We start from the raw sequence: 9199 nt of genomic DNA on the forward strand, positions 1-9199 counted from the left end.
GGGTGCTCCTGATGGTGAAAGACGGATCGGGCGCCGGCATGCCGGCGCGCCTTATGCGGCGTCAGGCATCCATTGGGGCCGCTCAGGGCGGCCGGCGGGCAGCGATTGCAGGGGTGGGAAGGGCAGCGCCGGCGCGGCGCCAGGCTGGTACAGCGGAGGAATCACCGTGAAGCCCTGGGGGATGCTGAGGATCTGGCCGAACACGCAGGCCGAGCAGTGCGGGTCGGCCGCGCTGGCGTTGTCCCCGGCCGTGAACACGGGCTTGGCCGTGTCGACGCCGTGGTGCGTCACACCGGCGGGCGTTGTCAGGCAGCAGCGGTCGCCCAGTGCCAGCGCGAGCTGGAAAGGGTAGATCAGCAGCAGCAGGATGACGATCCAACGACGCATGGCGAAATCTGGAGACCAGGGAACGGCATCATAGCACCTTCCCCGGCGCCGACCCCGTGGGCAGATCGGCCAGATCGGCCGAATCGGCCGAATCGGCCAAATCGTGCCAAAACTGGATAAAATGTCCAATATGCCCAAACCCGACACCAACCCCCAGCACGCGCTGCTGATCGAACAGGTGCGCCAGATTGCCGACGGCCTGGCGCAGACCTTTGCCCCGTTCTGCGAGGTGGTGGTGCACGACCTGCGCGACCCCGAGCACTCCGTGCTGGCGATCCACAACAACCTGTCCGGACGCGCCGCCAGCGACCCCGCCACGGAGCTGGGCCGGGCCCGCATCGCCGACGCCGGCTATCCCCAGGTCGTGGCCAACTATGCGAACCATTTCGCCGACGGCCGGCCCGCCAAGAGCACGTCGATCGGCATCAAGGACGCGGACGGGCATTACATCGCCGCGCTGTGCATGAACGTGGACCTGAGCCTGTTCCGGCCCCTTCAGAGCGCGCTGGCCCAGTTCAATGCGACCGACGCCGGCGCCGTGCGCGAGTCGCTCGACCCGGCCAACGCGGAAACCATCCGCCGGCGCATCGACCAGTTCACCACGGGGCGCGCAACGTCGCCGCAATTGCTGAAGGCGGACGACCGGCGCGCGCTGATGCGGGAGCTGCAGGCCGAAGGCTTCCTTGAAGTGCGCCGGGCCATGGAGATTGCCGCCGCCCACCTGGGCATCTCGCGGGCCACGGCATACAACGACATCAAGCAGGTGTTTTGACGTTATGTGTAAAATTGGATAAACTGTCTACACCAGCTGTCCAATAACCTGCCGACAAGGACCGAACCGATGAGCACGCTCCAACTCCCCACCTACGAAGATGTCGTCCAGGCCGCCGCCCGTCTCGCCGGGGTTGCCCACCGCACGCCCGTGCTGACGTCGCGCACGGCCGACGCCGAAACGGGCGCGCAGCTGTTCTTCAAGTGCGAGAACCTGCAGCGCATGGGCGCCTTCAAGTTCCGTGGCGCCTACAACGCGCTGTCGAAGTTCACGCCCGAGCAGCGGCGTGCCGGCGTCGTCGCCTTCTCGTCGGGCAACCACGCCCAGGCCATCGCTCTGGCCGGCCAGCTGCTCGATATTCCCGCCACCATCGTCATGCCGCACGACGCGCCGGCCGCCAAGGTGGCCGCCACGCGGGGCTACGGCGGCAAGGTCGTCGTCTACGACCGCTACAAGGAAGACCGCGAACAGATCGGCCGCGATTTGGCCGAACAGCATGGCCTGACCCTGATTCCCCCCTACGATCACCCGGACGTGCTGGCAGGGCAGGGCACGGCGGCGCGCGAGCTGTTCGAGGAAACGGGGCCGCTGGACGCGCTGTTCGTCTGCCTGGGCGGGGGCGGCCTGCTGTCCGGCTCGGCCCTGGTCACGCGCGCGCTGTCGCCCGACTGCAAGCTGTACGGCGTGGAACCGGAAGCCGGCAATGACGGCCAGCAGTCGTTCCGCGCGGGCACCATCGTCCATATCGACACGCCGCAGACCATCGCCGACGGCGCCCAGACCCAGCACCTGGGGCGGCACACCTTCCCCATCATCCAGCGCGACGTCGACGATATATTGACCGTGACGGACGACGCCCTGGTGCAAGCCATGCGCTTCTTCGCCGAACGGATGAAGCTCGTGGTGGAGCCGACCGGCTGCCTGGGCTTCGCCGCCGCCCGCGACATGAAGGAGCAGCTGCGCGGCAAGCGGGTCGGCATCATCATCAGCGGCGGCAATATCGACCTGGCCCGTTTGGCCACGTTCCTGGCCGGCTGATCACCTACAAGGAGCCCCATGCCCGTTTCGAACTACCTGGACACGTCGCCCATCCTCGGCGAACGGGTCTACCTGCAGGACACGGCCCAGCTGATCGGCGACGTCCACATCGGTGCCGACAGCTCCGTGTGGTGCAATGCCGTGCTGCGGGGCGACGTCAACCACATCCGCATCGGCCGCTGCTCGAACGTGCAGGACTTCGCCATGGGCCACGTCTCCCACAGGAACGACAAGAAGCCCCTCGGCTCGCCGCTGCTGATCGGCGACTTCGTCACCATCGGCCACTCGGTACTGCTGCACGGCTGCACCATCGGCGACGAGTGCCTGGTGGGCATGGGCTCGATCGTAATGGACGACGTCGTCGTCCAGCCGCGCGTGATGATCGGCGCCGGCAGCCTGGTCCCGCCCGGCAAGACGCTGGAAAGCAGCTACCTGTACGTGGGCCGCCCCGTGCGGCGTGTACGCGCCCTGACGGCCGACGAAATCGCCTGGCTGCGCTACTCGGCCGAGCACTACGTGCGCGTCAAGGACAACTACCTGGTCCAGGGCATCAGCCACGCCATCGCCGCCAGCACGCCGCATCCCGGCTGAGCGCGCCGCCGAGCCGGTGTCAGACTTCTAATTTATCGCAGCGGCCTTCCTCGTGCCGCAGGGCGGCGACGAGCAGCGAGAAGGCGGGCGACGATTGCCGCCGGCTGGGATAGTAGACGTGGTAGCCGGGGAAGGTAGGCATCCAGTCGGCCAGCACCTGTATCAGTCGCCCTGCGGCGATATCGTCCCTGGCCATGTCACCGGGGACCATGGCCAGACCCAAGCCGTCGAGGGCGGCGCGCAGGCGGGGCGTCGTGCTGTTGAACGTCAGCTGGCCTTCCGTGCGGACGTTGAGGGCCTTGCCGTCCCGTTCGAACTCCCACGCATAGATGGCGCCGCTGGTGGTCATGCGCAGGTTGATACAGTTGTGCAGCACCAGTTCATGCGGGGTCTTCGGCGGCGGACGCGTGGCGAAATAACTGGGCGAGGCGACGACGGCCATCGTGATGTCCGGGCTGATGCGCACGGCGATCATGTCCTTGGCGACCTGGTCGCCCAGGCGCACGCCGACGTCGTAGCGCTCGGCGACGATATCGGTCAGGCCGTAGTCGATATTGACTTCCACCTTGATGTCCGGGTACTGGGCGATGAACGGGCGCAGCTTCGGCCACAGTATACAGTTGGCCGCGTGTTCGGCCGTCGTGATGCGGATGGTGCCGGCCGGGCGGTCGCGAAACTCCGACAGCGCCGCCATCTCCGCCTCGATTTCGTCCATGCGCGGCGCCACCGTCGTCATCAGCCGCTCGCCGGCCTCCGTCGTCGATACGCTGCGCGTCGTGCGCGTCAGCAGGCGGATGCCCAGGCGCGCCTCCAGGCCCCGGATCGTGTGGCTCAGCGCCGACTGGGAGACGCCCAGCACGCCCGCGGCGCGGGTAAAGCTGCCTTCGCGCGCCACCGTCACGAAGGCCAGCAGGTCGTTGAAGTCTCGACGCATTCATGAGTCCATTTCATAAGAACATCCCGATCTTAGCAGCTTATTATCGCGGTGGTTTCTACCTACACTGTTTCCATTTACACCACGCACGGGAGAGACATTCATGCAAAAACGCATATTGGGCAGGAGCGGCCTGGAAGTGTCCGCGCTGGGTCTGGGTTGCATGGGCCTGAGCCATGGCTACGGCCCCGCATCCGACCGGGCCGATGCCATCCGGCTGATTCGCGCCGCCGTTGAGCGGGGCGTCACCTTCTTCGACACGGCCGAAGTCTACGCCGCCGGCATCAACGAGGACGTCGTTGGCGAAGCGTTGGCGCCTTTCAGGGGCCAGGTCGTCATCGCCACCAAGTTCGGCTTTCGCAATGCCGACGTCAACGCGGGGCTGGACAGCCGCCCGGAGAATATCCGCGCCGTGGCCGAAGCATCGTTGAAGCGCCTGCGCGTGGACCGCCTCGACCTGTTCTACCAGCACCGCGTCGATCCTGCCGTGCCGGTGGAGGAGGTGGCGGGCACCGTCAAGGAGTTGATCGAGGAGGGCAAGGTGGCGCACTTCGGCATGTCCGAAGCGGGTGTCGACGCGATCCGTCGTGCCCACGCCGTGCAGCCGCTGGCCGCCCTGCAAAGCGAATACTCCCTGTGGTGGCGCGAACCGGAGGGGGACATCCTGCCAGTGCTGGAAGAACTGGGCATCGGCTTCGTGCCGTTCGCCCCCCTCGGCCGGGGCTTCCTCACCGGCGCCATCGCCGCGAGCACGACCTTCGCCAGGGACGACTTCCGCAACACGGTACCGCGCTTCGCGCCCGAGGCACGGGAAGCGAACGGCATTCTGGTGGACCTGCTGGCCCGCATCGCGGCCCAGCGCCAGGTCACGTCGGCCCAGCTGGCGCTGGCCTGGCTGCTGGCCCAGCGCCCGTGGATCGTGCCGATTCCCGGCACCACCAAGGTGCACCGCCTGGAGGAAAACGTCGCCGCCGCCGACATCGCGTTGACCCCGGCCGAACTGGCCGACATCGACACGGCGCTGGCGGGCATCACCGTGCAGGGCGCGCGCTACCCGGCCAAGCTGCAGCAACTGGTCAGCCGCTGACCGGCGGAGCCGGAGCGTTCCGGCGTCCTTGATTGACGGCCGCTGTCGTTTTTTCGCGTCGCGGCCTCTCCCTCCTTGCCGATCTTCCTAGATTGTATACAATCTAAGTGTACGATTCGTTCGTATGCCAACGCGGTCCGGCCGGCGCCTGCTCGCCGCTACCGCGCCATCCGTTGACGTCCCGGCCTCCGACACGGAGCAGGACGCGGCAGCGCGATGACGGTGGCCATCGCCACTTCTTCGGTATCGCCCCATGCGCCGGCCACCGCCGGTCAGACACCCGTCCCACCAGCCCGTTCCCACCGCCCGTGCGGCGCTGGACGGTCGCGTGCGCGGGGACGGCGAACCGTGCAAGCAGGCTTTTATCCACATTGACCAAGGTATCCATGAAAGCGAAATTACATCTGGTGGCAGCGGCATTGACGGCGCTGGCCGCGGCGGCAAGCGTGCAGGCGGCAGGGTCGGGCGCGCGCTGGGAATACCAGGGCAAGGCAGGCACCGCCCACTGGGGCGAACTGGCACCGGACTTCTCCGCCTGCCGGCAGGGCAAGGCGCAGTCTCCCGTCGATATCCGCGCCGACCGGGCAAGCAGCACGGGCACGCCAGCGCCGATCGGCTTCGGCTACCGCGCCAGCGCGGCCGATATCGTCAATAACGGCCACACCGTGCAGGTGGACCTGGCCGACGGCGGCGGCATCGACGTGGCCGGTTCGAACTACCGCCTGGTGCAGTTCCACTTCCACACGCCCAGCGAGGAAGCCGTCAACGGCAAGCGCTACCCGCTGGTGGCCCACCTGGCGCACAAGAACGATGCGGGCGACCTGGCCGTCGTGGCCGTGTTGTTCAAGCGGGGCCGGGACAATGCCGCCCTGGCGCCCGTCTTCGCCAGCTTGCCGGCGACGGCGGGCGAGAAGCGCGCGGCCGCCGCCGAATTCGACGCCGACTCTTTGCTGCCGGCGCAGCGCGCCTACTACGGCTATATGGGATCGCTAACGACGCCGCCCTGCAGCGAAGGCGTGCGCTGGCATATCCTCAAGCAGCCTGTGGAAGTGTCGGCCGGCCAGCTGGCGGCATTTCGCAAGCTGTACCGGATGAACGCGCGGCCCGTCCAGCCGCTGAACGGCAGAGTCATTGTCGTCAACCGCTGAATCTACAGCCTGGCGATCTGCCGGTCGATGGCCTTCATGGCCCGTTCGCTGCGCTCGCTGTAGCGGTCGGTCAGGTAGTCCGTCCGTCCGCGCAGCAGCAGGGTGAACTTGAACAGTTCCTCCATCACGTCGACGACGCGGTCGTAGTAGGCCGACGGTCGCATGCGGCCGGCGTCGTCGAACTCCTTGTACGCCATCGGCACCGAGGACTGGTTCGGGATCGTCACCATGCGCATCCACCGGCCCAGCAGGCGCAGGGTATTGACGACGTTGAAGGACTGCGAGCCGCCGCACACCTGCATGACGGCCAGGGTGCGGCCCTGGCTGGGGCGCACGGCGCCCTGTTCCAATGGAATCCAGTCGATCTGGTTCTTCATCACGGCCGTGATGGCGCCGTGCCGCTCCGGGCTGCACCACACCTGGCCTTCGGACCACAGGCACAGTGCCCGCAGCTCCTGCACCTTGGGGTGGTCCTCGGCCACGCTGCCCACCATCGGCAGCTCGGTCGGATCGAAGATCCTCACGTCCGCGCCGAAGCGCTCCAGGATGCGCGCCGCTTCTTCCGTGAGAAAGCGGCTGAAGGAGCGTTCGCGCAACGAGCCATACAGCAGCAGGATGCGCGGCGGGTGATCGAGTTCGCCCACGGGCGCCAGCTTGTCCAGGCTCGGGATGTCGAACTGCTCCTGGCGCACATTGGGCAGGCTCTTATCCATGGCGCACCCGCTGGCCGTCGGCGCCGATCACCGCTTCGCCGTCTTCCTTCGTGAACGGGCCCCGTTGCGGCGCCGGCAGGATATCCAGCACCAGCTCCGACGGGCGGCACAGCCGCACGCCCAGCGGCGTGACGACGAAGGGGCGGTTGATCAGTATCGGGTGGGCCAGCATGGCGTCGAGCAGGGCGTCGTCGCCGATGGCCGGATCGTCCAGGCCCAGTTCCTCGTAGGGCGTACCTTTCTGGCGCATCGCGTCGCGCACGGCCAGCCCGGCGCCAGTGATGAGGGAAGCCAGGGTGGCGCGGTCGGGCGGCGCGGTCAGGTACTCGACGACGACGGGCTCGATGCCGGCGTTGCGGATCAGGGCCAGCGTATTGCGCGACGTGCCGCAGGCCGGGTTGTGGTAGATGGTGACGGTCATGGTTTCTCCTTCAGGAAAGGCGCCAGGCGAGGGCGGACAGGGACAGCAGCAGCACGGGCAAGGTGAGCACCAGGCCGGCGCGGAAATAGTAGCCCCACGCGATGTGGATGCCACGGTTGTCGAGGACGTGCAGCCACAGCAAGGTGGCCAGGCTGCCGATGGGCGTGATCTTCGGCCCCAGGTCGCTGCCGATCACGTTGGCGAACACCATCGCCTCGCGCACGGCGCCCGTGGTGGCGGTGGCGTCGATCGACAGGGCGCCCACCAGCACCGTGGGCATATTGTTCATGATGGACGACAGCACGGCCGTGGCCAGGCCCGTGCCCAGCGCGGCAGCCCAGATGCCGCGGGCGGCGCAGCGCTCGAGCAGTATCGTCAGGTGTTCCGTCAGGCCGGCATTGCGCAGGCCGTAGACCACCAGGTACATCCCCAGCGAGAAGACGACGACCTGCCACGGCGCGCCGCGCAGCACCTCGCGCGTGGCGATGCGGTGCCCGCGCGCGGCCACGGCCAGCAGCAGCACGGCGCCGGCGGCGGCAACGGCGCTGATCGGCACGCCCAGTGCATCGCCCCAGAAGAAGCCGGCCAGCAGGCCGGCCAGCACCCACCACCCCGTCATGAAGGTTGCGCGGTCGTGGATGGCCGCCGTGGGCGGGCGCAGCTGCGTCACGTCGTAGCGGGCCGGGATATCGGCGCGGAAGAACAGCCACAGCACGCCCAGGCTGGCGGCCACGGACACGGCATTGACGGGCACCATCACGGCGGCGTAGCGGGCAAAGCCGATATCGAAATAATCGGCCGACACGATGTTGACGAGGTTCGACACCACCAGCGGCAGGCTGGCCGTATCGGCGATGAAGCCGGCCGCCATGACGAAAGCCAGTGTAGCGCGGGCCTCGAAGCGCAGCGCGCGCAGCATGGCGATGACGATGGGCGTGAGGATCAACGCCGCGCCGTCGTTGGCGAACAGTGCCGCCACGGCCGCGCCCAGCAGCACGAGCAGCACGAACAGGCGCGGCCCGCTGCCGCCACCCCAGCGCGCCACATGCAGCGCGGCCCACTCGAAGAAGCCGGCCCGGTCCAGCAGCAGGCTGATGACGATGATGGCGACAAAGGCCCCGGTGGCATTCCACACGATGTGCCAGACGACGGGAATATCGGCCACGTCAATGACGCCGCAAGCCAGCGCCACGGCCGCACCGGCCGCCGCGCTCCAGCCGATCCCCAGCCCGCGCGGCTGCCAGATGACGAAGAGGAGGGTGGCGACAAAGATCAGCAGCGCCATCATGGGGCCGCCGGTTTGCAAACGGGTCCGCACGCGGCGTCGCCGGCCACGTCGCACGGCACGCCGCCGCAGCAGTTCTCCGTCAGGAAGGCGATCAAGCCGTTCATCGTGCCGATATCGGCGCAGTAGTAGATGAAGCGGCCCTCGTGGCGGGCCGTCAGCAGCCCCGCATGGGACAGTTCCTTCAAGTGAAACGACAGCGACGACGGCGCGATGTCCAGCGCCTCGGCGATCCTGCTGGCGGCCAGGCCCTGGGGCCCGGCTTGCACCAATAAGCGGAACACGGCCAGGCGGCTTTCCTGGGCCAGGGCGGCGAGGGCGGTCAAGACGGTCTTGTCTTTCATGATTTGATTTTATATTTCCACGATTATCGAATTATAGCGCAATCTAGTCCTGGTGTGCGGGCGGGTGGCGCGGGGTCGCACCGACTGTGGCAGCTCAGGCGCTGTCGCTGGCGGGCCACCAATCACATGCGGTCCCGTGCAGGCCAGCTCGCGTTGAGGCGCTGCCCGCCTTACTTTTGTGCTGCAGCACTCGGCTGAGTGTCGGCGGATGGGGCCGGCCCGCCTTTTGCGGCATCGATGAGGGTCTGCTTGTCGCCAGTCCATGGCGGGAGCGGGGCTGGCGGCAATGGGAGTACCTTGTCCAGGTTGGGGAAGCGGAGCAAAGAGTTGCTGTCCAGAGCATCGTTCAGTATGAGGTACCCTGACTTTTTCGGACACTTCCGATTGATAAAATTGTCGGAAGGGGCAAGCACATGAAATTGAAAACATACACGCCCGAGTTCAGAGCCGAAGCAGTCAAGCTGGTGCTGGAACAGGGC

The 9199-nt window shown here is 67.3% G+C and carries 12 protein-coding genes; 5 read left to right on the forward strand and 7 right to left on the reverse strand.

All coding sequences use genetic code 11. The annotated features are described in order from the left end of the window. Positions 1-51 precede the first annotated feature (51 nt). Positions 52-387 carry a hypothetical protein gene (locus GM672_RS12885; RefSeq protein ID WP_155470930.1) on the reverse strand — a complete coding sequence of 112 codons (336 nt, stop codon included), beginning with the start codon at positions 385-387 and terminating at the stop codon, positions 52-54. A gap of 130 nt (positions 388-517) precedes the next feature. Here GM672_RS12885 and GM672_RS12890 point away from each other — a divergent pair, with 130 nt between their 5' ends. The 3 genes from GM672_RS12890 to GM672_RS12900 all read left to right on the forward strand — a co-directional run bounded on the left by GM672_RS12890 (position 518) and on the right by GM672_RS12900 (position 2788). Next, positions 518-1159 carry a helix-turn-helix transcriptional regulator gene (locus tag GM672_RS12890; protein WP_155470931.1) on the forward strand — a complete coding sequence of 214 codons (642 nt, stop codon included), beginning with the start codon at positions 518-520 and terminating at the stop codon, positions 1157-1159. A 69-nt stretch (positions 1160-1228) separates the two neighbouring features. Further along, entirely contained in the window at positions 1229-2197 is a 969-nt protein-coding gene (locus GM672_RS12895) for a threo-3-hydroxy-L-aspartate ammonia-lyase (RefSeq protein ID WP_155470932.1), read from the forward strand. An 18-nt stretch (positions 2198-2215) separates the two neighbouring features. After that, positions 2216-2788, forward strand: coding sequence for a gamma carbonic anhydrase family protein (locus GM672_RS12900; protein WP_155470933.1), 573 nt, complete (start codon positions 2216-2218; stop codon positions 2786-2788). Positions 2789-2807: 19 nt separating this feature from the next. Here GM672_RS12900 and GM672_RS12905 read toward each other — a convergent pair whose 3' ends face one another. Then, a complete protein-coding gene (locus GM672_RS12905; RefSeq protein ID WP_155470934.1) occupies positions 2808-3722 on the reverse strand; it encodes a LysR family transcriptional regulator in 915 nt (304 codons plus the stop codon). A 103-nt stretch (positions 3723-3825) separates the two neighbouring features. Between GM672_RS12905 and GM672_RS12910 the strand changes: the two genes are divergently transcribed. Then, positions 3826-4809 carry an aldo/keto reductase gene (locus GM672_RS12910; RefSeq protein ID WP_155470935.1) on the forward strand — a complete coding sequence of 328 codons (984 nt, stop codon included), beginning with the start codon at positions 3826-3828 and terminating at the stop codon, positions 4807-4809. Between the two features lie 386 nt (positions 4810-5195). Next, on the forward strand, positions 5196-5957 hold the full coding sequence (locus GM672_RS12915; RefSeq protein WP_155470936.1) for a carbonic anhydrase: 762 nt from the start codon (positions 5196-5198) through the stop codon (positions 5955-5957). Positions 5958-5959: 2 nt separating this feature from the next. On the opposite strand, the gene arsH is transcribed toward GM672_RS12915, so the two are convergent. From arsH to GM672_RS28930, 5 genes are all read right to left on the reverse strand, one after another. Beyond that, positions 5960-6670: an arsenical resistance protein ArsH gene (gene arsH, locus GM672_RS12920; RefSeq protein WP_155470937.1), complete on the reverse strand. Its 711-nt coding sequence runs from the start codon at positions 6668-6670 to the stop codon at positions 5960-5962. After that, a complete protein-coding gene (arsC, locus tag GM672_RS12925) occupies positions 6663-7091 on the reverse strand; it encodes an arsenate reductase (glutaredoxin) (protein WP_155470938.1) in 429 nt (142 codons plus the stop codon). Before arsC ends, arsH begins: the two co-directional genes overlap by 8 nt. Before the next feature lie 10 nt (positions 7092-7101). Continuing rightward, positions 7102-8379, reverse strand: a complete 1278-nt coding sequence (locus GM672_RS12930; protein WP_155470939.1) for an arsenic transporter — start codon at positions 8377-8379, stop codon at positions 7102-7104. Next, complete coding sequence (locus GM672_RS12935) at positions 8376-8720, reverse strand: ArsR/SmtB family transcription factor (protein ID WP_155470940.1); 345 nt, start codon at positions 8718-8720, stop codon at positions 8376-8378. Before GM672_RS12935 ends, GM672_RS12930 begins: the two co-directional genes overlap by 4 nt. Positions 8721-8890: 170 nt before the next feature. Further along, the coding region (locus tag GM672_RS28930) for a DUF6396 domain-containing protein (RefSeq protein ID WP_229417710.1) at positions 8891-9199 on the reverse strand (309 nt) is incomplete at its 5' end.

The sequence above is a fragment of the Pseudoduganella buxea genome (assembly GCF_009720835.1).
GTDB lineage: Bacteria > Pseudomonadota > Gammaproteobacteria > Burkholderiales > Burkholderiaceae_D > Rugamonas > Rugamonas buxea.

Excerpts from the sequence above, each read along its gene's own strand:
- GM672_RS12885 (WP_155470930.1), bottom strand. The coding sequence starts at position 387 with ATGCGTCGTTGGATCGTCATCCTGCTGCTGCTGATCTACCCTTTCCAG.
- GM672_RS12890 (WP_155470931.1), top strand. The coding sequence starts at position 518 with ATGCCCAAACCCGACACCAACCCCCAGCACGCGCTGCTGATCGAACAG.
- GM672_RS12895 (WP_155470932.1), top strand. The coding sequence starts at position 1,229 with ATGAGCACGCTCCAACTCCCCACCTACGAAGATGTCGTCCAGGCCGCC.
- GM672_RS12900 (WP_155470933.1), top strand. The coding sequence starts at position 2,216 with ATGCCCGTTTCGAACTACCTGGACACGTCGCCCATCCTCGGCGAACGG.
- GM672_RS12905 (WP_155470934.1), bottom strand. The coding sequence starts at position 3,722 with ATGCGTCGAGACTTCAACGACCTGCTGGCCTTCGTGACGGTGGCGCGC.
- GM672_RS12910 (WP_155470935.1), top strand. The coding sequence starts at position 3,826 with ATGCAAAAACGCATATTGGGCAGGAGCGGCCTGGAAGTGTCCGCGCTG.
- GM672_RS12915 (WP_155470936.1), top strand. The coding sequence starts at position 5,196 with ATGAAAGCGAAATTACATCTGGTGGCAGCGGCATTGACGGCGCTGGCC.
- arsH (WP_155470937.1), bottom strand. The coding sequence starts at position 6,670 with ATGGATAAGAGCCTGCCCAATGTGCGCCAGGAGCAGTTCGACATCCCG.
- arsC (WP_155470938.1), bottom strand. The coding sequence starts at position 7,091 with ATGACCGTCACCATCTACCACAACCCGGCCTGCGGCACGTCGCGCAAT.
- GM672_RS12930 (WP_155470939.1), bottom strand. The coding sequence starts at position 8,379 with ATGATGGCGCTGCTGATCTTTGTCGCCACCCTCCTCTTCGTCATCTGG.
- GM672_RS12935 (WP_155470940.1), bottom strand. The coding sequence starts at position 8,720 with ATGAAAGACAAGACCGTCTTGACCGCCCTCGCCGCCCTGGCCCAGGAA.